Below are 21,694 nucleotides of genomic sequence, written 5' to 3'. Positions count from 1 at the left end.
GTCAACGCCCCGCCCATCGAGTGGCGATCACGGTCGTGCCCTGCCCGGACGCGGTGTGCAGTTCGAAGTCGTTCATCAGCCGCCGGGCGCCCCCCAGGCCGTGGCCGAGTCCCGCGCCGGTGGTGAAGCCGTCGGTCAGCGCCGCGTCGATGTCCCTGATGCCGGGCCCGTTGTCATCGACGGTCAGACGCAGCCCGGCGTTCCCGCCCAGCGTCAGATACTCGATGGTCACGCTGCCGCCTCCGCCGTGGATGAAGGCGTTGCGCGCCAGCTCACTGGCAGCGGTGACCACCCGCGTCTGGTCGACGATGCTGAAGCCGGCACGCAAGGTGGCCGCGCGCACCGCGTGGCGGACGGTCAGCAGGTCTTCTTCGGTACGCACCTCGTGGACGGTCCGGTCTGCCTTTCCGTCACGGTCTGCCTTTCCGTCACGGTCTGCCTTTCCGTCACGGTCTGCCTTTCCGTCACGGTCAGCGGTGTCGTTCGCCGGGGTGGCGACGGGAGCCACCGCATCGTCAGTGCTCCGGGCGGAACTCACTCAGGCTCCCTCCGGACGGCTGTGGGCTCTGACGCCAGCCCAACGCAGCCATGCCTTGTTCGGCGTTGAGCGCGGTCTCCACTCCGGTGAGCTGGAGTCCCAGCTCGACCAGGGTGATGGCGACCGGCGGCCGCATCCCGGCAACGATCACCCGGGCGCCCAACAGCCTTGCCATGGTGGTCAGTTCCATCAACGTACGGGCCACGAAGGAGTCGACGATCTCCAGCCGGGAGATGTCGATGAGGACACCACGGGCCCCATCGCTGGTGATGCGGTCGGTGAGCTCCTGGGTGAACGCCACGGCGGTCTTGTCGTCGAGTTCATTGAGGAGGCCCGTGACCAGGACATCCCCCAGGCGCAGAATCGGGACGCCACCCGAGGCGGGGGCGTTCATCGCCTGTCCAGCGGGGAGGTATCCGATGCTGCGTCGGTGAGTTTCACGGCTTCTCCGAGGGCGTCGGCGAGGGTGGCGCGGGTCAGGATCGTCGACAGGTCGATCCCGAGCTGCGCGATGGTCTGCGCGATGGGGGGCCGGATGCCGCTGATGACGCAGTCCGCGCCCATCAGACGCACCGCGTTGACGGTGTGCATCAGATGCTGGGCGACCGCCGTGTCGACCGTGGGCACGCCGGTGATGTCGATGATGGCGACCAGCGCCTCGTGCTCCTGGATGGCCTGGAGGAGGTTTTCCATCACCACCTGGGTACGTGCGGTGTCGAGCGTGCCGATCAGCGGTACGGCCAGGACCTGGCGCCACAGCCTGACGACCGGCGTGGACACCTCCAGCAACTGCTGGCTCTGCCGGCGGATGATCTCCTCGCGGCCCTCGACGAAGATCTCGAACGAGAGCGCACCGGCGGTGTCCAGCAGGCGGTTGATCAGCACCGCACTGCCGAAGAGGTCCTCGCCCTCACGGGTCCGCCGCTGCACGGCCTCCAGCAGGGCTTCCTTGAGCGACAGGACCGCCAGGGAGGTCGCGGTGGGGGAGACACCCCGGCGCGCGCGGCGCAGCGAGATCTCGGACACCGCCCGGTGCATCTCCTCGTGCGAGGTGACCACCTGCTCGACCGGAAGGCCGCAGTCCAGACCGGAGAGCAGGGCACCGACCAGCGCATCGGCCTCCTCACCCAGCTCGGCCTCGCTCACATCCCCGTCCAGCGACGGCTGCGCCAGCTGCAACTGCACCCATCGGTCCGAGATGTCATCGGCCTCTTCGCGCAGCACGCTCGTGACGCGCTCGCGTGCGGCAGCCTCAGCGGAAACCAACTCAGTGTCCTTCCGGGGTCCGGCCCGCCTGACCGCCTCGGGACTTCTCGCCCGACGGTGCGGCCGGGCCCACCCGCGCTCGACGATAATTGCCTTCCGGCAAATGTTAGCGAGCGCGATCAAGCGTGGGTAGGCGCGGGCCCCCTCTTCACCCGCCGAGGCGGAGAACGGCCGGACGGCTGAATCGGTGCGGTGATTTTGCGGCCGGGGAGGAGATATGAGATCCCGGACCCGGACAACGCCGGAGGCAGCCCCCTCCTGAAGGGGACAGGGTACGGGCCGCGCAGAGGCGGAATCGGTTCAAGGACGCCGGCGCCGGACTCACACCGGTCCGGGCCTAACGGAGATCGTTTCCGAACCAGTCAAAACACAGCACCAGGGCGTCATCCAGCGTCTCCGCAGCACGGTATTCGGCCACATCGCGCAGGACGGCCCCCGGCGCCATGGCGGCGGGCAGCAGACGCGTGGCGTGCAGCGCCCGCGCGAGCGCGCCCTCGGCATACTTTCTGCCCCGCGGCGAGGGCGCCTCGTACACCCCGTCGCTCACGAACAGCAGCCGGTCACCCGGCTCGACCGTGAAGCTCTCCGCCGCGTAGTGGGACTCCTCGAACATGCCCAGCGGCAGCTGCTTGTCCAGTTCGATGCGCTCGACGGACTTGCCCCGCAGCCGCCACATCTGCGGCGAGCCCGCGTCGACGATCTCCATGCGCCCCGTCGCGAGGTCGACGCGCAGAAGCAGCGTCGATACGTGGGACCTGCCCCGGTAGTGGGCGTAGACCGCTTGGTCGGCCAGTGCCGCCTGATCGGCGAGGCCGACGCCGGCCCGGCGGGCGTTGCGCAATGCGCTGACGGCGAGGTGGGTGAGGAGCGATGCGTCGACGCCCTGCCCCATGCCGTTGGTGACGGTGAGGGTCAGCTCGTCGCCGTCCGAAGCCCAGTCGAAGTTGTCGCCGTGCACCGCGTAGGCGGGTTCCAGCTGGGCACCGACGGCGTACTGCGCGGCGCTGCACGCCCGGGCCGGGAGCAGCTGCCACTGCATCTCCGCCGCCACGGTGAGGCGGCTGACGCGGCGTACCCGCTGGTAGACATCGGTGTCCCGCTCGGCGACAAGGATCTCGTGGCCCAACTGGCCGGCCACCTGCCGCAGCTCGTCGAGGACCGCCGGCGTGGACCGTCCGGCGGGAAGCCGGACGGTCAGGATGCCGATCCGGTCGCCGCGCACCGTCACCGGGAGATGGTGGTCGACGGCCTCACCATGGGGCGCCTGCTGCTCGCGCGGCTCCTGGCTTCCCAGTGCCCGCCCCTCCGGGCTGCCGGCAATGGGCAGTGAGCCCTCGCCGCCTTCCGGGGAGTCGCACGGGCTGAGGACCGTGCCGCCGTAGTCCGTCAGGAACAGGTGCACCGAGGTGGCCCCATAGGCGGAGGCGAGATGGTCACGCACGGTGTCCAGCAGGGCGTGCGGGAGCGCGGCACGCAGCGCCGCTCCCATGTCGATGCGGTCAGTCATGGTTCCCGAGCACCCTTCGTGCGGCGCCAAGAGCAGGGTCGGTCTGACAACGGGAGGCGCAGGGTGACAGAGTGTTCGTGTGTCCCGTTTCACCAGTCGGTCCCCTTCCCGCGAACAGGCGAGCGCGGCGGCCCTTGCCGCCTCCGAGTTGCTCGAGGTCCTGTGGGGGCACGGCCAGGAGGCGGCGCGCTCGGCGGAGGTCTCCCTCTCCCAGCTCCGCGCCCTGCTGGTGATCGAGAAACGGGAAGGTACGAATCTGCGCACGCTCGCCGAAGCGCTCGCCTCGCGTCCCTCGGCGGTCAGCAGGCTCTGCGACCGTCTGGAAGCGATGGGTCTCGCCGAACGGGGCCCCAGTGCGACGAGCCGCCGTGAGGTCGAGTTGCGGCTGACCCTGCGCGGCAAAGTGCTGCTCGAGGAGTACCGAGCGGCGCGGAGCCGGGAGGTCACGGCCACCCTGGAGCGGATGGAACCCTCCGATGTGGTCAAGCTCGCGGCCGGCCTCGAGGCCTTTCACGCGGCGTCCGCCCGGCTCGCGGCCGACGAGGAGGGCGCGGCCACCCGGGAGGACGGCGTCGCGGACAGTGCGTAGCGTCACCTGAGCTCCGTCTCTCGATCCGACATTCCCCACCGGAAACGCTCTGCGCTGACGGGACAAACGGATCGCCGCCGCACCGGCGACGTTATCAAAGCGCAATATCGCGACCTCGCCGGGCGATCGGCTGGCCGGCGCTGTGCGGTGGGGCCGGTCGGGCCCCTCCGCGGGGGACTCTTCCGCGTCACCGGTACGGTCAGGGCCGGGCGGTGAGCCGCGATGCCGAGGCCACCCCCGACGGTCCCCTGGAGTGGGCGGAGGTGGCCTCCCCGGCGAGTAGCGCCGGACAGGTTTCCGGTCCACGCTCTGAGAGGTGTGGCGACACGCGAAGCCGGACGCCTGGGGGCCGTAAGTTACCGGAAGTGATCACGCAGTGGTGGCATCGGCGCGACAGCAGCGCGTGCGCAGTCCGCTGCGGGTTCACGGGGCCGTGAGTGCCTCGCCCCGCGATCGGGCCGACGCTCCGTATGGTGGGCGCTTGGCCGAAAGCTCGCCGGCCGCTGTCGGTTGAAGGAGTCAGTTCATGGCGGAGACGACCGTGACCATTGCGTCGCCGGGCGGCTTGCGGGTGCGTCCCGCGTCGCGCATCGTTCAGGAAGCGCAGGGCTACGTCTCGGACATCATGTTCCTCGTCGACGGCAAGGAAGCCAGCGCGAAGAGCCTGTTCAGCTTGCAGACGCTGGAGATGAGCCACGGCAAGGAAGTCGTCATCGTCGCCAAGGGGCACGATGAGCAGACGGCCGTCGAGGCCATCGCGAAGCTCATCGAGTCCGTCGTTCTCTAGGGGCCGGTTCAGGGGTCCGGCCCTCTGATGTGGCGCGCCGCCCCCTTTGGGCGTGAACTGGTAGATGGCCGGGCGCGGCCGTGGATCCGCCGGGCCGTGGAAGGACATCCAGAAGATCGCGACCGAGGAGCGGCATCATGCCCGCGGGTTCGAGCAAGAAGCGTGAGCGGCAGTACGAGCACATCAAGGAACAGGCCGAGGAACGGGGCACCTCCGAAAAGCGGGCGAAGGAGATCGCCGCGCGCACCGTCAATAAGGAACGCGCCCGCTCCGGTGAGGCCAAGTCCGCGAGCAGAACCTCCCTCCGGGACCCGAAATCCGCCCCGCAGCGCGGCGGCGAGCGCTCCCACAAGGGGCCGCAGAGCCCCACCAGGGACCAGCTGTATGAAGAGGCCAAGAAGAAGAACATCGACGGCCGCTCCCAGATGAACAAGGAACAGCTCCGCAAGGCCGTCGGCCGCTGAAGCGACGCCCTCTTCCCGACGCGGAGAGCAGGCGCCGCGGGAACGGACCGGCCGACGGCCGCGGCCTGGACGGAGTGGCTCAATCGAGCCACTGGGAAGCGAGCCCGGCGAGGTAGGAAAGGGACAGGGCTGTTGTGGCGATCTGCAGCCCTGTCGTTCCTCCGGTCCAGTGAGTGAGGACGGCCATGGCGGAAGCCACCCACACGCTCGTACACCAGCTGCAGCTGACCAGGTAGGACGGTTTGGAGTCATCGCCGAACCGGTCGGCGACCCATGAGCGGAAGCCCGCCGCGAGAGTGTCCTTGGTGATGAACCTGGTGAGGCGGCACGTGGCGCCGAGGGAAAGCAGAAACTCCAGAAGGCTCATGAAATCCACCCTGTAACCGCGAATGCCCCGGGCGATCCGTTACTGGTTGATGATGAGGATGGTGCCGATGCCGCCCGCGCGTTTGTTGGCCGCATCAGCCTCTTGCCACGTGTAGTAGTGGCGCACCGTGCCGTCGGGCAGCGTCAGTTGGTAGATGGTGACGGCCTGGCGGGCACCGCCGCCGCAATTGCAGCCCATGTTCCGCTCCTTCGGTGACTTTTCGCGATGAGGATCAATCGGTCCGACGGGCAACGCCATGTCTTCCGGGCCTATCCTTGTGGCCCAGCAGCCGTCCCCCGTATATGCGTTACGGGGGACGGCTGTCTGGGTCATTCATCGGCCCGAGGCCGTTCTCGCCGGTTCGGATCAGCGGCCGCACGCTTCCTGCCGCGCAGCACGCCGGCCGGGACGGGACGGGACGTCAGGTGAGGCAGATGCCCAGGGTGCTGGACGAGCTGAGCGTCCCACCGGCGGAGGGTGTGGTGGCGGTGTAGCTGGAGTACAGCACCTGGCCGATGTTGAGGGTGGCCGTGCAGCTGGCGTTGCCGCTCGCGTTGGCCACGGCGGTGCACACCACGGGGCCGGAGGGGCCGTCCAGGTGGAAGGTGACCACCGCGCCCGGAGTCGCGCCACTCGCACTGAACGTGGCGGTCGCGAAAGCCCACGGCAGCGGCGGGAAGTTCAGCGTGTAGCAGGCCGGGTTCGCCGTGAGCCCCCCTGTCGATGCGCCGACGTTGACGGTCGCCGTCCCGGAAACCCCGACGCAGGTGCAGGTGGTGTTGGCGGCGATCACGGTGGCGGTGACCACGTTGGCTCCGGCCGGCAGCGTGCTGGTGGTGACGCTGGCCTGACCGGCGGCGCTGGTGACGCCGATGCCCAGGGGCCCGTTGACGGTGGCGAAGAGTACGGTCGCGCCTTGTACGGGGGCGCCGTTGCAGGTGACGGTGGCGGTGACGGTCACCGGCTGGCCGGCCGTCGGGTTGGCGGGCGTGGACGACAGCGTGACCACACAGCTCTGTGCCGCGCCGACGTTGACGGTCGCGGTCGCGGAGACACCGACGCAGACGCAGGTGGTGTTCGCCGCGATCACGGTGGCGGTGATGACGTTGGCTCCGGCAGGCAGCGTGCTGGTGGTGACGCTGGCCTGACCGGCAGCGGTGGTGACGCCGATGCCCAGGGGCCCGTTGACGGTGGCGAAGAGCACGGTCGCGCCTTGTACGGGGGCGCCGTTGCAGGTGACGGTGGCGGTGACGGTCACCGGCTGGCCGGCCGTCGGGTTGGCCGGCGTGGACGACAGCGTGATCGCGCAGTTCTGTGCCGCGGCGACCGTGATGTTCACCGTCGCGGAGGTGCCGACGCAGATGCAGGTGGTCTCGGCGGAGATCACGGTGGCGGTGACCACATTGAGCCCGCTCGGCAGCGTGCTGGTAGTGACGCTGGCCTGACCGGCGGCGCTGGTGACGCCGATGCCCAGGGGCCCGTTGACGGTGGCGAAGAGCACGGTCGCGCCCTGTACGGGGGTGCCGTTACAGGTGACGGTCGCCGTGACGGTCACCGGCTGGCCGGCCGTCGGGTTGGCCGGCGTGGACGTCACCGTGATCACACAGTTCTGTGCCGCGCTGATGGTCAGGGTCGCGGTGGCCGCGCCACTGGTGGGCCCGGCGGCAACTACTGCGCCCGTTGTGGTCCCTGTGAAGGTGGCGCTCGCGTTGCCCATGGCGTCGGCGGTGATGGACTGCGGGGGTGCCGCGTCATAGGTGAAGGTGATCACCTCTCCCGGTGCGGCACCGGTGACAGCGGCTTGGAACGTCTGGCCCGCCGCGACGGTTGACGGGGTGAGAGTAAGAACGAGTGCCATGCTGGACAGCCCCTTTCGAAGGCTCCGTGAAGGAGGTGGGGGGCTGATGCACGCCGGAAGGCAGGAGACTGTCCGAGCGCGCTCACCTGCCGGGGGTGCCCTGAAGAACAACGACGAAACCGCATCACGCCAGCAGCCGTCCATGGTCCCCCGCCAGGGGATGGGCACCCCACCGTCGGTAGCACCGATTCAACGGACCGGCCGGACGCCGCGCCACAGTCCGCGAGCAACGTAACCCGGATGGCGCAGCGCGCACGGGCGAGGAGTACCGACGCCGGGCCGTCCGTGCCACACGCCGTCGAACCCTTCCCGGGCCGGCGGGGAGCCGTCGGACGTGGCGTTCCGCACATCTGCCGGGCCCTGCGAGCCCTCTTGGCGATGCGGGGCTTCTCAGCTCTGGTCGCAGGTGTGGCATCCCCGCCCGGATTCCGGCCGAGCAGGGCGACACGAGGTGGGCCATCGGGGGAGGGGCTACGGGCGGCGCCCCCAGGCGGAGATCATCGGGGCGGTGGCCAGATCGAGCCGTCCGGTGGCGACGTTCGCCAGGCGACGGGCGATCTCCTCGTCGGTGGCCCGTAGGCGAGGTCCGCGCCGCGCGCCGCCATCAGGGTGCGGAGGCCGGACCGCAGCCGGTTGGCGAGCTGCTGTTCGGGGCCTGACTCCGATTGCCGGTCGTCCAGCAGATAGCCGCGATCTGTGTCGTGCCCAGCCATGTGGCGATCCTGGCAGAGGGGCAGCCGGGCCCGGTCGACGGCCTCTGGGCCGCCACTGTCCACCCGGAGCCGCGGACCTGACCTCGAACTGCGAAATGCCCCGAGTTGTGCGGTGAATGGTGAAGGGTGACTGGTGACTGCGAACTCACGACGTCACACGAACAGGACACACCGTGCCCCATATCTCCAGCTCTGCCCGTGCAACCATCGGGCAGAGCGATATGTCGCGGGAGGGCTGGGCAGCGCTTCTGCTGGCGACGGCAGCAGTGCTGTACAACAGCTGGGTTCTTGAGTTCGTCCTGCCTACTGGGCTGGACCCCAGGCACTCCTACGTAAGTGAGCTCTACGCAGCCGACCAGCCGTTCCGTCTGCTGTTCGGAGGCATCGAGGCCGCCTGCGCCGTCATCGTGATGGCGGGAGCACTCCTGGCAGGCCGCTCCGCGGAAGGGCCATGGGCCCGCGCCGGCTGGGCTTCGGTGCTCGCCCTCGGTATGTCGTCGTTGGGCGACGTCATCCTGCCCATGCGCTGCGCGCCTTTCGTGGAGTGGAGTTGTGATGCCGTACATCCGTGGCACACGGCCACCAGCGCACTGGCGCATTTCTTCCTCTTCGCCTCCATGGTCTTCTTCTGCGCGGCGGGCGCGGGCGAACGCCCCCGTCTTCCGATGATCCGCCGCTGGGGCGTACGAGTGCTGGCTGCCGCGCTGACGACCGCGGTGAGCACCGTCGGCCCGCTCTTCGGCCACCCCGGCTGGCACGGCATCCCACAGCGGGCCCACTTGCTGCTGGTGGGGGTGTGGTTCGCGTTGCTCGCCGCGGAACTGACGGGACTCGGTGCGACGGTCGGCCCGAGCTTCCGCACCGCCGGGCCGCATCCGGAGCGGCCAAGGGCATGACCCCGCCGATCGTGTGATGGTCTCCTCCGCGCGGTGGTGCGCTCCCGGCGCACCTGGTTCCTCTGCCACCGTGGCGGTCATCAACCGACGCGCCGACCCGGAGGGGCCGCCCCGTGGCAGCCGTGCTGTCCGCACTGTTCGCCCTGCTGGCGGCCGTGGGCAATGCCACAGGAACGGTGCTTCAACGCGTCGGTGCGCGGTCCGTTCCCCCGGGCGACGCCTTCAGCATCCGGCTGGCCCGTCACCTGCTGCACCACCCGGCGTGGCTCGCCGGGATCGCCGTGGTGGTCGGCGCCGCCGCATGCCAGGCACTGGCCCTGGCGTTCGGTCCACTGTCGCTGGTGCAGCCCATTCTGGTGACCGAACTGCCCTTCACCCTCCTGATCGCCTGTGCGTTCTCCCGGCGGCGGCTGCCCGCGGCCGGTTGGACCGCCTCCGTCATGGTCGCCGGCGGCCTCGCTCTCACACTGGCCGCGGCCGCGCCGTCGGGCGGCAACTCCGTGGTGTCGACAGGCACGTGGGTACTGACCCTGCTCACCACCGCGCTCGTCATCTCGCTCTGCGTACTGGCCGCCCTGCGCCAACCCCGGGGAAAAGCACGCGCGGCCCTGTTCAGCTCCGCCTCGGCGATCGGCTACGCCCTGACCGCCACCCTCATGAAGTCCGCAACCGAGACCTTCGAACAGCGTGGCACGGGCGCCTTCTTCGCCGCCTGGCAGACCTACGCCTTCGTCGCGGCCGGCGCCTGCTCCCTCTTCCTCCTGGCCAACGCCATGGAATCCGGCCCACTGGTGGCCTCCCAGCCCGCCCTCACCTTGGGCGAGGGGCTGGTCAGCGTGACTCTCGGCATCCTGGTGTACGAGGACCGGGTCCGCACGGGGTGGTGGCTGATCCCGGAGGGCGTCGGCGCGGTGCTCATCACCTGGGGCGTGCTCACCTTGGTCAGAGTCGATACGGAGAGCGGGGAGTCATCCGCCCCTTGAGTCCTTGACTCCCTTACCCCCTTACCCCCTCACTCTCTGACTCCCTGACTCTCTGAGCGGGCGGAGCGCATGCATGGTGCGCGCGGCGCGCGGTCGGCAGTCGGCATGGAACCACTCCACCCACCACCCCACCCGGCATGGCGCACCCTGCTGTCCTCCTTCGGTCGCACCGCTCCCTCGGCTGGACGGCGGAGCCGGTTCAGCCCGCGGAGCGACTCTCGGCGCCCGCCCGAGTGCGACCTTCATGGGTGTACGGGCCGGTCGAGCCCACCGAGAAGAGCCGCGCCCACCGAGAAGCCCACCGAGAAGAAGGGACCGTACATGCAGCAGCCGCCCCCGCACACCGAGGACCTCGCCGCCCGCCCCGGACGGCTCAGGGCCGCATGGCAGGTGGCCCACGAGCCCGTCGCCGGAGTGTCCCGGCGGATGCAATGCGTCGCCCTCGCCGTGGTGTTGGCCGTCCTGCCGTCCAGCCTGTGGAGGCTTCCGATCGCGTTCGACCACGGGATCGGGGTCGGAGAGCGGGCGTACGTCGTCTTCCTGTCGGTCCTGTCCGAGGCGCTCGCGTTCACCGCGTTCGGCTTGGTCGCGCAATGGGGCGAGGTGTTTCCGCGCTGGCTCCCGTTACTGGGCGGCCGCCGGGTCCCGACGATGGCGGCAGTCATCCCGGCCACGATCGGTGCCGTTCTCCTCACGTTCCTGTGGACCCTCCTGGCCCCCATTACCCAATTCATGGGGAGGACGATCCGAGGTGACGTCCTGCCCCGCGAGTTTCCGGGCGAGGCGGGCGGCTGGGAGGAGGCCTGGTTTCACCTCTGCTATGCGCCGCTGGTCCTGTGGGGGCCGCTTCTGGCCGTACTGACGGTCGCCTACTGGAAACGCCGGCGTACGGCCGAGAACGCGCCCGCGCCGGCCTGACACCCGCACACGACCGGTCGCGCCGGCCTGACCCAGCACACGCCCGGCAGCACCGCATACGCGGACCCCGCACGGTCCGGTCCCTCGACCAGACACCTGGCCACCACCCACACTTCACCAGCACCAGCACCAGCACCAGCGCGAGTCAACGGCCGACGTCGCGCACATCCCGGGTGAGCGGCGAGCCGGGTCGTACGCCCGGGCCACCGTCGACCGCCTCGTAGCAGGCCTCGATCAGAGCACGCAGCGCGGCCCGGGGCGGACCGTTCCGCACCGCAAGGTAGGTCCGCATGACCGGCGCCGGGTCGCTCAGGGGACGGAACACCACGCCGGGAACGGGGAGCTGCTCGGCGTGCGGGGCGTAGAAGACCGTCCAGGACGGTTTGCCGTGGCCGATGGCGGCGAGGGTGTCCTGGTCGTTGGTGAACTCCGGGCCCAGGACGGGCGCGTAGCCGGCCGCCCGGCAGGAGCGCATCACCAGGTCGTGGAGCGCGGGGTTGCGGGAGCGCGGGGAGAGCCGCAGCGGCAGTTCCGCGAGCCGGGCCAGTTCGATGGTCTCCCGCGCCGCGAGCTCGTGGCCCGCGGGCAATGCCGCCATCAGCGCGTCCTGCCACAGCGGCAGGAACTCCAGCCCGGGGTCGGTCCGTTCACCACGCAGCAGGGCGGCATCCAGCTCACCGGCCCGCACCTGCGCCAGGCGCTCCTCGGTGCCGCCGGTGACGAGTTCCAGCTGGGCGTGGCCGGTGTGCCGGGCGTACGCCGTGAGTACGACGTCCAGCCAGGCACCCAGCCCTGAGCTGGTGCCGAGGCGCACCGTCGCGGCCTGTTCGGCGCGCAGTTCGTCGACGGCCTCCCGGGCGCGTGCCTGCAGGGTCAGCATCTCCCTGGCGTACGGGAGGAGCCGGTTGCCGGCCTCGGTGAGCCGGACGACTCGGGTGGAACGGGTGAACAGCTCGGTACCCAGCTCGCGTTCGAGCCGGCGGAGCTGCTGGCTCACCGCGGACTGCACGATGTGTAGCCGCTCGGCCGCCCGGCCGAAGTGCAGTTCCTCCGCCACGGTGAGGAAGTAGCGCAGCTGACGCAGCTCCATGGCCCCTGGTCCTCTTGTTCGCCGTGACCGGCACTGATCATTGATCACCGTTCGTGAAAAGTGTAGGCGCGGACCGCCCATTGGTCGGAGACGGTGATCGCGGTTGGCTGGGGACATCACGCACCGCGCGGCCCGTAAGGGTCACGGGACAGAGGGGAACCACCATGCCCAGCCTGGACATCAACGACACCACACTCCACTACGAGGACGAGGGGACCGGCCCGGCGCTGCTGTTCCTGCACGGCTGGGGCACCAGCGGCCGAACCTGGTGCGCCCAGCTGCCCGATTTCACCCGGGACCACCGGGTCGTCACCGTCGACTGGCGGGGCTGTGGGCGGTCGGCCCACCCGGCCCGCGGCAACACCACCGCCATGGTGGTCACCGACATCGTGGCGCTGATCGACGCGCTGCGGCTGGACCGGCCGGTGGTCATCGGCTCGTCGATCGGCGGGGTCTTCGCCACGGAACTGGCGCTGCGGCGGCCCGAGTTGACCGGAGGTGTGGTGTCGGTGGGCGCGCCGGGGTACTGGCCGTCGACGGAGACTCAGGCGGAGCTCGTGGCCGCACTGCGCCGCGACCGGGCCGGTACGGTCGCCGACTGGGTGCCGGGGTGGTACGCGCCGGGCACCGCGCCCGCGCTCATCGACTGGACGGTCCGTCAGATCCTGAACTCGGGCGTCTACATCGACGAGCACCAGGCCACCGCCGCCGGCTACGACCCGCGCCCGGCATTGCCCGGGCTGCAGGTGCCGATTCACTACCTCCACGGTGAGCTGGACACCGCCATCCCCCTGGAGGTGCCCCGGACCTGCGCCGCCCTTACACCCGGCGCCGAGGTCAGCGTGATCACCGGCGCCGGCCATATGCCGCACCAGGAGCTCCCCGACCGGTTCAACGCCGCGCTGCGCACCGTACTCGCCCGGATGGCCCCGGCCGCCCGCACCGCCGGGTAGCCCGCCCGGACGAGCACGCTCGGGAAGGAGAACGCTCGGGAAGGAGAACGCGCGGGACGGAGAAGGCGCGGGGCGGAGAACGCCCGGGCCCGTCACGGGGAGACCCATCTGCGCCAGCCGCCCACCCCGCCTCGGCGGGCGGGTCCCGACTGATCGCTGCGTCCATACTGCTGTCGGCCGGCCCCCACACCGCAGCAGCCTTTGGAGAGCAGCACGTTGCCCCGTACGACACCACCACGCCCCATCGACGTCACCGCCGTACTGCCCGAACTGGCAGCCCACACCAGGGAGACGACCCGGCTGCACCCGAGGCCCGGCGCTCCGGACATCGCCGAAAGCTCGATCGGCGGTCCGCTGCTCTGGCCCGCCAGTGAGCCGTGGCCCACGTGCACCGCGCCCCGTATGGTGCAGCGCAGTGAGCCGATAGCCCCCGCGCTCGTCCTCGCGTTGCAGCAGGCTCAGGCCGAGCGGGAGGCGCGGCAGGGGTCGGGGCGCGGCGGTCGGCGCAGCCCGGAGGAGCTCGCTCTGCTCGACGAGGCATCCGGCCGTCGCGGCGCGTCCATCGACCTCATCCGCTACACCACCCACTGGTACGAGTCCGAGGCGCATGAGGAGCCGAACCCCCTGGTGGCCGTCGCCCAGCTGCACGCTCGCGATATCCCGACCGTTGGCTTCCCCTCAGGGACCGACCTCCTCCAGGTGCTGTGGTGCCCCACCGATCACCAGGACCTGCCCGGTCAGCCCCGCTTTTACGGGGGTCCGTACGTACACCTCGTCTGGCGGCGCGCGTCCGATCTCTCCTCCGCGCCCGGCAGCGTGCCTCCGCAACCCCGGGACACCCACGACCCCTACATGCCCACCCCGTGCGTACTGCACCCTGAGCAGGTCACCGAGTATCAGTACGCGGATCTGCTGCCCGAGGCACTCTGCGCGCGCCTCGACGCACAGGACGAGCAATGGCTGGAAGAGACTGATTACGCCTACCAGTACGACCTGTCCATCGCCCCCGGCTTCAAGGCCGGCGGCTGGGCATCCTGGCATCTGACCGATCCGGCATCCGTCAACTGCCGGTGCGGAGCGTCGATGGACCTACTGCTCAGCTTCGACAGCAGCGAATGGGACGGTGGCTCCAAGAGCTGGCGCCCCATCGAGGATGCCGAGGCAGACCACGTCGGCGCCTGCACGCCCACCGGATTGTCTCCTGGCCGATGGGGCGCACTACGGATCTTCATCTGCCCCACCGACCCGACACACCCCCACCTGCTGAACATCCAGTAGGGGGAGCCGGCCACCGCGCCCTCCCGGCGGTCGACGCCCTAACTCTTGAAGCTCTTCCCCCATGTGCGCACCTGGGAGACACCCATCGCCAGGATCACCAGCCCCATGCAGAACCACATCACGGATCCCAAGGTCGCCCCGACACCGACCTCCCGGAAGCGCCACTCGCTGCCCAGCCAGGACTCGACCACGTCACGCTTCTCCCCGGCCGAATAGTCGTCCGCGTTCTCGAGCGTTCCACTCCACCCGTCGTCGGAATTCCCGCCGCGGGGGATGAAATCGCCACCGCACTCGTAGTCCGAATTCTTCCCGCTGGGATTGGTGTCGTTGCAGTAATCGACCGTGAAAATGCCACGCGTGCCCACCAGACCGGTGGCTTGCACACCCTGGACACTGTTGACAAAGACAGCTCCGACGCCGACAAGGGAGAGCACGAGACCAAGCAGCAGCCCGGCGACCCGCCAGCCCCACGCCGGCTTCGGCTCCTTCTGCCGCTTCGTGCTCGGCTTACGCGATATCCCACTGTTCACCCCAGCACCCTAAGGGCTGCCCCGTAGTGACCTCCGGTGTGATGGTGGCCGGCGGGCTCCTCCTATCCAGCCAGCGTGAGGTTGTGCAGACGGGCGATGCCGAGCATGGCGTAGTGGACACCGTCGCCTTGGAGGAGGCGGCAGTCGCGCAGGATCTTCCACGCCTTCATGCGGGCGAAGGCGTGCTCGACGCGAGCACGGACTTTCCGGTGGGAGGTGTCGTGGTCCTCTTTCCAGGCTGGGAGTTCGGTCTGGCCGGGTTCGCGTCGGTGCGGGATGACCAGTCCAGTGCCCCGGTAACCACCGTCGGCGATCACGGTGGTGTGACCGACAGCGGCCTTTGCGCCGGAGATTTCCCACGCCTTGCAGTCGTTGCGGTTGCCCGGGACAGGCCGGCCGACGGCGACGACGAACCGGGTGTCGGCGTCGATGACGACCTGGTGGTTGGTCGAGTAGCGGTAGTTTTTCGACTGCTCGGCGACGGTGTGATCGCGGGTGGGGACCAAGGGCCGGCCCCTGTGTGCCTGGTCGGTTCTTCACGCCGCAAGGCTGTGATCAGCTTGCCGAACTGCTGTGGGCTCAGCCCGGTGAACGGGGCTGTCCAGGATGACTTCGACGCCGTGATCGCACCAGACACGTGGGAATGATCCCGGAGGTGAACAGCCACCTTGCGCTGATCAGTCCGTCTCCGCCGGCAGGACCCACCGATGCGTCCATCAGCCACCGCGACTCGGCATCCTGGTAATGATCCGCGACGCCAGACCATGCCAGGCCACGACCTGCCGGATGTGGACGGTGACGGCCGGAGTGACGTCGCGGGACGGCACCGCAGCTCACCAGCCAGTGCGCACAGCGGCCTGCGCCGGCGGGCCCCGGTCTCGGTGCGGCCGGATCTCCCCCGGCCAGGCGTGATGCCGTTGAGTAACCCAGAACCAACGTGGCGAAGATAAAAATATGCACTGTGTAGACTTTCTGGGCGGGGAGCAGTCCTGATCCCCGCGAGACCTTCCTGGAGGAGCAATGCAGAGGCAGAACTGGCTCATCACCGGCGTCAGCACGGGCCTGGGACGTGCCTTCGCCCAGGCCGCCCTGACTGCCGGTCACACCGTTGTCGGCACGGTCCGCTCCGAGGAGGACCTGCGGGCCTTCGAGGGGCTTAAGCCCGGTTACGCTCGCGGCCGCATCCTGGACGTGACGGACGACCACGCCGTCTCGGATGTGATCACGGAGGTGGAGCGAGGCGTCGGCCCCTTGGATGTCGTCATCGCCAACGCCGGCTACGGCCTGGAGGGCACCTTCGAGGAAACCCCGCTGGCCGAGGTGCGGCGGCAATTCGAGATCAACGTATTCGGGGCAGTGGCCACCCTGCAGGCAGCACTGCCCCACATGCGCCGACGCCGCCGCGGACACCTGATGGCCGTCACCTCCATGGGCGGGCTCATGGCCGTGCCCGGCATGTCCGCCTACTGCGGCAGCAAGTTCGCCCTGGAAGGCATCCTCGAAGCACTGGGCAAGGAGGTCGCACAGTTCGGGATCCACGTCACGGCGATCGAGCCCGGCTCCTTCCGCACCGACTGGGCCGGACGGTCCATGACACGCGCCGCGCGGACCATCGACGACTACGACGAGCTGTTCGATCCCATCCGTGAAGCGCGGCAGAAGGCAAGCGGGAACCAGCTCGGCAACCCGGCCAAGGCCGGAGAAGCCGTCGTGCGCATCGCCTCGGTCGACCAGCCGCCGGCCCACCTCGTCCTGGGCTCGGACGCGCTGCGGCTGGTCACCACTGCGCGCACTGCCGTGGACGAGGACATCCGCGCATGGGAGACGCTCTCCCGCACGACCGACTTCGACGAGGGTGCTCAGCTCTGATGCCCAGCCACCACCCCGCGCGGAGCCGACGCAGCACCGAACGCAAGGGCGATCTGCGGGAGCGGGCCATCCTGGACACCTGCGAAGCCCTGCTCGCGCACAAGGGCTACAACGCCATGACCGTCGGCGACATCGCCCAGGGCGCCGGCATCACACGCGGCGCCCTGTACTTCTACTTCGGCTCCAAGCAAGAAGTAGTTGTGGCACTCGTGGCGCGTACCGTCGAGTATCTGTGGGAGCGGTCCCGGACCACCGCGCAGACCGACGAGCCCCGCCAGGCCATCGCAGAAGCCATGCAGCGCACGGTAGAGCTGTGGAACGAGCACGGCCTGGTCATGCGCACGGCGATCGACCTGTCGTTGACCGTGCCGGAGATCGGCGAGCTGTGGAGCCATACAGCGGACTTGTTCATCACGGCCATCACCGCCGTCCTGGAACGGGCCGGCATCCAGGCCGGCACCGAACCAGAACAAGCCTCAGCGATGGCACGCGCCCTGTGCTGGATGATCGAGCGGACCTTCTACCACGCCTCACAAGAGTCCCGCGAGACGTTGCAAGGGGCATCCGGGACCTGCGAACACATCTGGCTGACCAGTGCCGGTCTGACCACCTGACGGACGTGGCGTGACGGTCAGGCGCGAAACCGAACCCCGTGGCTTCCAGCCCTACCGTCCATTGTGCTTCACCGGTGGCCACCCCACGAGGCACAAACATCCTCTCCCAGCTCGATCACCAGCAGCTGACGTTCAAAGCTCTCGTGCATGACCCTTCCGAACTAGGTGGCGAGATCTGGAAGATCACTTACGGGGCAGCCCTTAGGCGACCCAGCCCCCCTGCCCTTGGCGGAGGGGCGCCCCTGGCCCGGGAGCGGCCGCGGCGGCACCGGGAACCATGGCAGCCAAGGCTTCAACCCGGGCCGGAGCGAGCGTCAAAGTTCATTCCGGCCGCGTCCCGAGCCGCTCGGCCAGGAAGGCGATGATCTCGTTCCGGGCCTGCATGGTGGGGTGGCCTTCCTGGTCGACGAGGTGCGCCGTGACGACGCTGTGGGCGCAGCCGACGACGTCACGGAAGAAGGGCGGCGGGTTCGTATTCGCCGTCTCGGCTTTGAGTACGCGGCCGTCGAATGCGTCCCCGAGCAGCGCTCGGTAAGCGGCGAACCGCTGGCGGGTGCACCACCTGTCGTTGTCGAAGCGGTAGGCGAGAACCTTCAATCCGTCTCGCGCCACGCGTTCCGCCACGGCAGCGGCGTCTTCGTCGCTGATCTCCAGACCGCCGGGGTCGTCGAGCGGAAGCGACGGATGGTTGACCACTGGCGCGATGACAGCGGGCTCGAGCGCCATGGTCAGGGCGAAGTTGCCGGTGAAACAGAGACCGATGGCGCCGACGCCAGGCCCGCCACGCTCGGCGTGAGCCAGGCGAGCGAGGCCGCGCAGCCAGGTGACAACCGGGCTGGTGCCGCCACCGGCAAACGCGCGGAACTCGGCGCTGACGCACGCGCGTCGAACGATCGTCTCGCGGGCCTCGGCGAGTGGATAGGCGCCGTCGACGCCGAAAAGAGAGGGCAGGTACACGGAGAAGCCGGCATCACGCACCCAACGCGCGAACCGCGCGACGTCCGGGCTGATACCTGGCATCTCGGGCATAAGGATGACCGCTGGTCCCGTCCCGGCGACGTGCACGGTCTTGTCGACGTCATCGACGCTGACGGTTCTCCGGAAGAAGTCGTCCAACGGGTCGCGCTGTCCTCGCAACATGGTCATGACCGAGATGATGATGAGTCGGCCGCACTCCTGAAAAGCGGCGGCATCGCCATGAATCCCGGTAATATCGCCACCCGTTGGAAGGCGCTGGAGCCGCTGGAGCCGCTGGAGGCGCAGGAAGTGCCGGAGGTGCCGTATGAGTCCGCTGCGACTCGGTGTGCTGGCTTACCCCGGCTGTTTCGCGTCGGAGGTATTCGGAGTCCCCGACCTCCTGGCAATGGCAACTCATGTCGCTGCGGCGCAAGGGTCGGCTCAGCCGGCCTATGAGACGTCGGTCATCTCGCCCCGGCGGCGCGTGGTCGCGTCCGGCGGCTCGGTCCTCGACGTCTCGGCGATGCGCCCGGTCGACGTCCTGATCGTGCCGGGCTTCGAACTCTCGCCCACGCTCGACCTCGACGCGGCACTCGCCAACCTGGGACCGGAAGTAGCGTCCATTCGTTCGCAGGCGGCTTCAGGCAACGCTGTCGTATCGATCTGCGTCGGCGCCTTCCTGGTCGCTGAAGCCGGGCTGCTCGACGGGCGCGAAGCGACCACGTCCTGGTTGTTCGCGGATCGGTTCGCCCGCCGGTACGCCGATGTACGCCTGCGCCAGGAGAGCTTGGTCGTGACCGACCGGGGGGTGACGACCACAGCGGCCTTCAGCGCCATGTACGACTTCGCGCTGCAGCTCATCCGCGAGCACGACGGCCCCCGCGTCGCCCGTAGCACCGCCCGTATCGCGCTTGTCGACGATGCACGTTCTACGCAGGCTCCCTACGTCGACCCCGAGCTCATGCCCACTGTGGGCAGGGAGTTCTCGCTCGGCGTCAAGCGGTGGCTCGACCAGAACCTCAGCACCCGCTATGACCTGCCCACCCTCGCCCAGGAGTTCCACGTGAGCACGCGAACCATGCTCCGTCGCTTCGGCGACGAAGCCGGTGAGACGCCACTCGCCTACCTGCAGACGGTCCGGGTACGTCGAGCCAGACACCTGCTGGAGACGACCGACAGGACCGTCGCAAGCATCGCCACCGATGTCGGGTACCGCGATCCTGGGGCGTTCAGCGACATCTTCGCCAGACACACGGGCCAACGACCGAGGGAGTACCGCGCGCTGTTCCATCGCCGCTGATTGCTCGGACGCCCAGCGCTCAGCGTCTGGTCCACACCTGCGCCTGCGCCTGCGTCTGCGCTGCATTCGGTACCAGCAGTTCCGGTATTCAGTTCAACTCCGTCCACCTGAATTCCCGTCAAAATAACGTTAAAAGTAGGCGTGTTGGCCATGCCTTTCCAGTTCGAGCCAAGTCCCGTCTCTCACTCGACGGAACCTTGCAGGGCTGCTACAAATGGTCACGTAACATCCACACGAGAAACGGGGAAAAGTGAAAGGTAAGTTAGTCAACGGGGGAATCGCGCGTCCCAGCGTGTCGCGTACCGTCAAGGTAGCCATCGCCACCGCCGTCGCTACGTCGACACTGGCATTTCCGGCAGTCAGTTCCGCAAGCGCCCAGAGCGCCCAGAGCGCCAAGACCGCTGGCATCACCTTCGGTGCCGATAGCAGCGTTCCCCACTACACCACGGCAGCCGAACACAACGGTCCTCATGGCGGGAGCGGAACCTTCGTTGCCAAGGTCGCCAAGATCGACACCAAGACCGGCGCACCGCTCAAGGCCAGAACCGTCCTGTGCGAGTGGAACGCCAACTGGAAGTGGGGTGCCGGGACCGTCTCCGAAGTCACCGGCAGCACCAGGTTCTACTGCGCAGCTGTAGGGCCCGGGGGACCGGAGTTCACCGGAGAGTCCCGCGCACGGCTCATGGATGACCACAACAAGTCCATCGCCGACGGCGAGCGCACCGTTATCCAGCCACTCGACCCGACACCCACCATCTCAGAGGTGACGGCGAAGGTGAAGCGCCCCAAGACCCTGCACGTACAGCACGACATGTGGGCCAACTTCCTCACACCGGGCTGGGTGTGGCAGTCACACCCCCAGGGCTGCGGCGGCGCCGGCACAACGGCAATCAAGTGCACCATCGACTACAAGAACTTCAAAATCTGACGAATGGCCAGGTTGGGGAAGCCGGGTCCGGGATATCCTGGACCCGGCTTCCGGTATTTCCATCGATAGTGAGAGGCGGAGAAATGTGGTCAGGCAGGCATGACAGTTACTTCGAAGAAACCGGAAGGGCGATCGCTGAGCAGTTACAGCGAAGCCGTTCCAGGCAGCGCGCCAAGGCCGTCAAGTACAGCAGAGAGCAAGTCGAACAGAGCCGCAAGATCTCCCATGAAGCCGAGGCAGCCGAACTGGAACGTCTCGCGGTTCTCGGGCAAATCCCACAGGCCGAATACAAGGCCCGCATGGCTGCTTTGGAAGACGACGCCGACGAAGGAACCGAAAAGTAGTAACGGCGACGCACCCCGGGCTCACATCGACGACGCAAGACCATGCTCTTCTACTGACATACCGCGATCTTGCCCGTGGTTCCTGTTTCGGGGTCCGGGCGGGCCCAGAGGCTGAGATCGCTGCTGGTGGCGACCGCGAGGGTGCGTCCGGACGGCGAGAAGCCGGCGGTCCGCAGTTCGGAGTAGTTGGAGTCGAAGATGTGCCACCAGCGTTCGCCGTGCGGTCCGCTGTGCGGCATGCCTCCGTCTCTGGAGAGCAGAACCCGGTGATGGGGCCACTCGGGGCTGACGACTTCCAGGCTCCAGCCGTCATGGGTGGTGGTGTGGAGGCCGCCGCCGAAGAGTCCGGCGATCTGAACCCGGGTCCCAGCGATCGGTCCGAGTCCGGGACAGGAGAGGTCCGGCACCGCGTCCGGGGTGCTGTGGTCGGGGTCCGGATCGCGGTCCCTGGCGATCTTCTCCCCGGTGAGGGCGTCGAAAAGGCCGTGCCCGTCGCCGGAGACCGCCATAACGAGGTCGTGACCAGTGTCGGGAGCGACGGCGAAGCCGATTCCGAGCAGGGCGCCGATGGGGTTTTCGCGGCTCAGGACCGGGCGCCAGGGGGCTGGCGGAGGATACTCGGGGACGGAAAGGAACCGTTCACGCAGTCGCTGCTGGTAGTCCGAGAGCACCGTGCTCCCTCACGTTCCGCCGGGCCGACGGCCGACCCCGGCCGAATCCCGGGCCTCACCGAGCCAGCGCCGCTCGACGATATCCTGCGTGATCTCGAAGGCGGTACCAGTGCCAGGAACACTCCAGACGAGGGCCGCTTTCAGTCCGCTGGCTGCGGACAAGTTGATCGGGTTCGAGTCGCATTTCGGGCTGGAAGATCACGTGCGACCGGCACCCCGCTTCCGCAGCCCAGGTACAGCACCGCCCCACCAGCCGAGAACCGCCTGACCGAGT

The 21,694-nt window shown here is 68.8% G+C and carries 24 protein-coding genes and 2 pseudogenes; 13 read left to right on the top strand and 13 right to left on the bottom strand.

All coding sequences use genetic code 11. The annotated features are described in order from the left end of the window. Position 1: 1 nt before the first annotated feature. From STRNI_RS02900 to STRNI_RS02885, 4 genes are all read right to left on the bottom strand, one after another. Positions 2 to 538, bottom strand: a complete 537-nt coding sequence (locus STRNI_RS02900) for an ATP-binding protein (RefSeq protein ID WP_338149707.1) — start codon at positions 536 to 538, stop codon at positions 2 to 4. Then, positions 516 to 932, bottom strand: coding sequence for an STAS domain-containing protein (locus tag STRNI_RS02895; RefSeq protein WP_018093626.1), 417 nt, complete (start codon positions 930 to 932; stop codon positions 516 to 518). The genes STRNI_RS02900 and STRNI_RS02895 overlap by 23 nt, the downstream gene beginning before the upstream one ends. Then, positions 929 to 1,804: an STAS domain-containing protein gene (locus STRNI_RS02890; protein ID WP_018093625.1), complete on the bottom strand. Its 876-nt coding sequence runs from the start codon at positions 1,802 to 1,804 to the stop codon at positions 929 to 931. Before STRNI_RS02890 ends, STRNI_RS02895 begins: the two co-directional genes overlap by 4 nt. Before the next feature lie 337 nt (positions 1,805 to 2,141). Next, complete coding sequence (locus tag STRNI_RS02885; RefSeq protein WP_018093624.1) at positions 2,142 to 3,311, bottom strand: PP2C family protein-serine/threonine phosphatase; 1,170 nt, start codon at positions 3,309 to 3,311, stop codon at positions 2,142 to 2,144. Between the two features lie 79 nt (positions 3,312 to 3,390). On the opposite strand from STRNI_RS02885, the gene STRNI_RS02880 reads away from it, so the two are divergent. The 3 genes from STRNI_RS02880 (at position 3,391) to STRNI_RS02870 (ending at position 5,151) form a co-directional block, all read left to right on the top strand. After that, the gene (locus STRNI_RS02880; protein WP_277410465.1) at positions 3,391 to 3,900 is read left to right on the top strand and encodes a MarR family winged helix-turn-helix transcriptional regulator; all 510 of its coding nucleotides are present in this window, start codon (positions 3,391 to 3,393) and stop codon (positions 3,898 to 3,900) included. Between the two features lie 526 nt (positions 3,901 to 4,426). After that, positions 4,427 to 4,687, top strand: a complete 261-nt coding sequence (locus tag STRNI_RS02875) for an HPr family phosphocarrier protein (protein WP_093635540.1) — start codon at positions 4,427 to 4,429, stop codon at positions 4,685 to 4,687. A 137-nt stretch (positions 4,688 to 4,824) separates the two neighbouring features. Next, positions 4,825 to 5,151: a hypothetical protein gene (locus tag STRNI_RS02870; RefSeq protein ID WP_018093621.1), complete on the top strand. Its 327-nt coding sequence runs from the start codon at positions 4,825 to 4,827 to the stop codon at positions 5,149 to 5,151. A gap of 79 nt (positions 5,152 to 5,230) precedes the next feature. Here the strand turns inward: STRNI_RS02870 and STRNI_RS02865 are convergent, their stop codons facing one another. The 4 genes and pseudogenes from STRNI_RS02865 to STRNI_RS02850 all read right to left on the bottom strand — a co-directional run. After that, positions 5,231 to 5,518 carry a hypothetical protein gene (locus STRNI_RS02865; RefSeq protein ID WP_026170364.1) on the bottom strand — a complete coding sequence of 96 codons (288 nt, stop codon included), beginning with the start codon at positions 5,516 to 5,518 and terminating at the stop codon, positions 5,231 to 5,233. Between the two features lie 39 nt (positions 5,519 to 5,557). After that, positions 5,558 to 5,776: a DUF7196 family protein gene (locus STRNI_RS02860; RefSeq protein ID WP_141725504.1), complete on the bottom strand. Its 219-nt coding sequence runs from the start codon at positions 5,774 to 5,776 to the stop codon at positions 5,558 to 5,560. A 163-nt stretch (positions 5,777 to 5,939) separates the two neighbouring features. Further along, positions 5,940 to 7,376, bottom strand: a complete 1,437-nt coding sequence (locus tag STRNI_RS02855; protein ID WP_277410464.1) for an Ig-like domain repeat protein — start codon at positions 7,374 to 7,376, stop codon at positions 5,940 to 5,942. Between the two features lie 471 nt (positions 7,377 to 7,847). Continuing rightward, positions 7,848 to 8,038: pseudogene (locus STRNI_RS02850) on the bottom strand (SAM-dependent methyltransferase); the annotation flags it as partial. Between the two features lie 224 nt (positions 8,039 to 8,262). Between STRNI_RS02850 and STRNI_RS02845 the strand changes: the two are divergent. From STRNI_RS02845 to STRNI_RS02835, 3 genes are all read left to right on the top strand, one after another. Continuing rightward, positions 8,263 to 8,985 carry a DUF998 domain-containing protein gene (locus tag STRNI_RS02845; protein WP_277410463.1) on the top strand — a complete coding sequence of 241 codons (723 nt, stop codon included), beginning with the start codon at positions 8,263 to 8,265 and terminating at the stop codon, positions 8,983 to 8,985. Positions 8,986 to 9,098: 113 nt separating this feature from the next. Then, positions 9,099 to 9,968, top strand: coding sequence for a DMT family transporter (locus tag STRNI_RS02840; protein WP_277410462.1), 870 nt, complete (start codon positions 9,099 to 9,101; stop codon positions 9,966 to 9,968). A 321-nt stretch (positions 9,969 to 10,289) separates the two neighbouring features. After that, on the top strand, positions 10,290 to 10,886 hold the full coding sequence (locus tag STRNI_RS02835) for a hypothetical protein (RefSeq protein ID WP_159483853.1): 597 nt from the start codon (positions 10,290 to 10,292) through the stop codon (positions 10,884 to 10,886). A gap of 145 nt (positions 10,887 to 11,031) precedes the next feature. Here the strand turns inward: STRNI_RS02835 and STRNI_RS02830 are convergent, their stop codons facing one another. Next, positions 11,032 to 11,976 carry a LysR family transcriptional regulator gene (locus STRNI_RS02830; RefSeq protein WP_277410461.1) on the bottom strand — a complete coding sequence of 315 codons (945 nt, stop codon included), beginning with the start codon at positions 11,974 to 11,976 and terminating at the stop codon, positions 11,032 to 11,034. 164 nt (positions 11,977 to 12,140) lie between these two features. On the opposite strand from STRNI_RS02830, the gene STRNI_RS02825 reads away from it, so the two are divergent. Both STRNI_RS02825 and STRNI_RS02820 read left to right on the top strand, forming a co-directional pair. Beyond that, entirely contained in the window at positions 12,141 to 12,929 is a 789-nt protein-coding gene (locus tag STRNI_RS02825) for an alpha/beta fold hydrolase (protein WP_018093613.1), read from the top strand. Between the two features lie 216 nt (positions 12,930 to 13,145). Continuing rightward, positions 13,146 to 14,207 carry a hypothetical protein gene (locus STRNI_RS02820; protein WP_277410460.1) on the top strand — a complete coding sequence of 354 codons (1,062 nt, stop codon included), beginning with the start codon at positions 13,146 to 13,148 and terminating at the stop codon, positions 14,205 to 14,207. Positions 14,208 to 14,245: 38 nt separating this feature from the next. Here the strand turns inward: STRNI_RS02820 and STRNI_RS02815 are convergent, their stop codons facing one another. Both STRNI_RS02815 and STRNI_RS02810 read right to left on the bottom strand, forming a co-directional pair. Beyond that, positions 14,246 to 14,737 (bottom strand): hypothetical protein, encoded by a 492-nt coding sequence (locus STRNI_RS02815; protein ID WP_159483847.1) that lies wholly within the window; start codon positions 14,735 to 14,737, stop codon positions 14,246 to 14,248. A 62-nt stretch (positions 14,738 to 14,799) separates the two neighbouring features. Further along, positions 14,800 to 15,374, bottom strand: a pseudogene (locus STRNI_RS02810) (transposase). 383 nt (positions 15,375 to 15,757) lie between these two features. Between STRNI_RS02810 and STRNI_RS02805 the strand changes: the two are divergent. Continuing rightward, entirely contained in the window at positions 15,758 to 16,606 is an 849-nt protein-coding gene (locus tag STRNI_RS02805; RefSeq protein WP_159483845.1) for an oxidoreductase, read from the top strand. Then, complete coding sequence (locus STRNI_RS02800) at positions 16,606 to 17,220, top strand: TetR/AcrR family transcriptional regulator (protein WP_277410459.1); 615 nt, start codon at positions 16,606 to 16,608, stop codon at positions 17,218 to 17,220. The genes STRNI_RS02805 and STRNI_RS02800 overlap by 1 nt, the downstream gene beginning before the upstream one ends. Positions 17,221 to 17,541: 321 nt before the next feature. On the opposite strand, the gene STRNI_RS02795 is transcribed toward STRNI_RS02800, so the two are convergent. Continuing rightward, positions 17,542 to 18,366 carry a dienelactone hydrolase family protein gene (locus tag STRNI_RS02795; RefSeq protein WP_277410458.1) on the bottom strand — a complete coding sequence of 275 codons (825 nt, stop codon included), beginning with the start codon at positions 18,364 to 18,366 and terminating at the stop codon, positions 17,542 to 17,544. Between the two features lie 136 nt (positions 18,367 to 18,502). Between STRNI_RS02795 and STRNI_RS02790 the strand changes: the two genes are divergently transcribed. The 3 genes from STRNI_RS02790 to STRNI_RS02780 all read left to right on the top strand — a co-directional run bounded on the left by STRNI_RS02790 (position 18,503) and on the right by STRNI_RS02780 (position 20,749). Beyond that, the gene (locus STRNI_RS02790; RefSeq protein WP_277410457.1) at positions 18,503 to 19,477 is read left to right on the top strand and encodes a GlxA family transcriptional regulator; all 975 of its coding nucleotides are present in this window, start codon (positions 18,503 to 18,505) and stop codon (positions 19,475 to 19,477) included. A gap of 292 nt (positions 19,478 to 19,769) precedes the next feature. Further along, positions 19,770 to 20,405 (top strand): hypothetical protein, encoded by a 636-nt coding sequence (locus tag STRNI_RS02785; protein ID WP_277410456.1) that lies wholly within the window; start codon positions 19,770 to 19,772, stop codon positions 20,403 to 20,405. Positions 20,406 to 20,488: 83 nt separating this feature from the next. After that, positions 20,489 to 20,749: a hypothetical protein gene (locus STRNI_RS02780; RefSeq protein WP_148588528.1), complete on the top strand. Its 261-nt coding sequence runs from the start codon at positions 20,489 to 20,491 to the stop codon at positions 20,747 to 20,749. 50 nt (positions 20,750 to 20,799) lie between these two features. Here STRNI_RS02780 and STRNI_RS02775 read toward each other — a convergent pair whose 3' ends face one another. Next, on the bottom strand, positions 20,800 to 21,420 hold the full coding sequence (locus STRNI_RS02775) for a hypothetical protein (protein WP_277410455.1): 621 nt from the start codon (positions 21,418 to 21,420) through the stop codon (positions 20,800 to 20,802). Positions 21,421 to 21,694: the final 274 nt, after the last annotated feature.

The sequence above is a fragment of the Streptomyces nigrescens genome (assembly GCF_027626975.1).
Taxonomy (GTDB): domain Bacteria; phylum Actinomycetota; class Actinomycetes; order Streptomycetales; family Streptomycetaceae; genus Streptomyces; species Streptomyces nigrescens.
The sequence above is the reverse complement of the archived record's forward strand: the minus strand, read 5'-3'. Positions and strand labels throughout refer to the sequence as shown.

Excerpts from the sequence above, each read along its gene's own strand:
- STRNI_RS02895 (WP_018093626.1), bottom strand. The coding sequence starts at position 932 with ATGAACGCCCCCGCCTCGGGTGGCGTCCCGATTCTGCGCCTGGGGGAT.
- STRNI_RS02885 (WP_018093624.1), bottom strand. The coding sequence starts at position 3,311 with ATGACTGACCGCATCGACATGGGAGCGGCGCTGCGTGCCGCGCTCCCG.
- STRNI_RS02875 (WP_093635540.1), top strand. The coding sequence starts at position 4,427 with ATGGCGGAGACGACCGTGACCATTGCGTCGCCGGGCGGCTTGCGGGTG.
- STRNI_RS02870 (WP_018093621.1), top strand. The coding sequence starts at position 4,825 with ATGCCCGCGGGTTCGAGCAAGAAGCGTGAGCGGCAGTACGAGCACATC.
- STRNI_RS02865 (WP_026170364.1), bottom strand. The coding sequence starts at position 5,518 with ATGAGCCTTCTGGAGTTTCTGCTTTCCCTCGGCGCCACGTGCCGCCTC.
- STRNI_RS02860 (WP_141725504.1), bottom strand. The coding sequence starts at position 5,776 with ATGGCGTTGCCCGTCGGACCGATTGATCCTCATCGCGAAAAGTCACCG.
- STRNI_RS02855 (WP_277410464.1), bottom strand. The coding sequence starts at position 7,376 with ATGGCACTCGTTCTTACTCTCACCCCGTCAACCGTCGCGGCGGGCCAG.
- STRNI_RS02835 (WP_159483853.1), top strand. The coding sequence starts at position 10,290 with ATGCAGCAGCCGCCCCCGCACACCGAGGACCTCGCCGCCCGCCCCGGA.
- STRNI_RS02830 (WP_277410461.1), bottom strand. The coding sequence starts at position 11,976 with ATGGAGCTGCGTCAGCTGCGCTACTTCCTCACCGTGGCGGAGGAACTG.
- STRNI_RS02825 (WP_018093613.1), top strand. The coding sequence starts at position 12,141 with ATGCCCAGCCTGGACATCAACGACACCACACTCCACTACGAGGACGAG.
- STRNI_RS02805 (WP_159483845.1), top strand. The coding sequence starts at position 15,758 with ATGCAGAGGCAGAACTGGCTCATCACCGGCGTCAGCACGGGCCTGGGA.
- STRNI_RS02800 (WP_277410459.1), top strand. The coding sequence starts at position 16,606 with ATGCCCAGCCACCACCCCGCGCGGAGCCGACGCAGCACCGAACGCAAG.
- STRNI_RS02795 (WP_277410458.1), bottom strand. The coding sequence starts at position 18,366 with ATGACCATGTTGCGAGGACAGCGCGACCCGTTGGACGACTTCTTCCGG.
- STRNI_RS02790 (WP_277410457.1), top strand. The coding sequence starts at position 18,503 with ATGAGTCCGCTGCGACTCGGTGTGCTGGCTTACCCCGGCTGTTTCGCG.
- STRNI_RS02780 (WP_148588528.1), top strand. The coding sequence starts at position 20,489 with ATGTGGTCAGGCAGGCATGACAGTTACTTCGAAGAAACCGGAAGGGCG.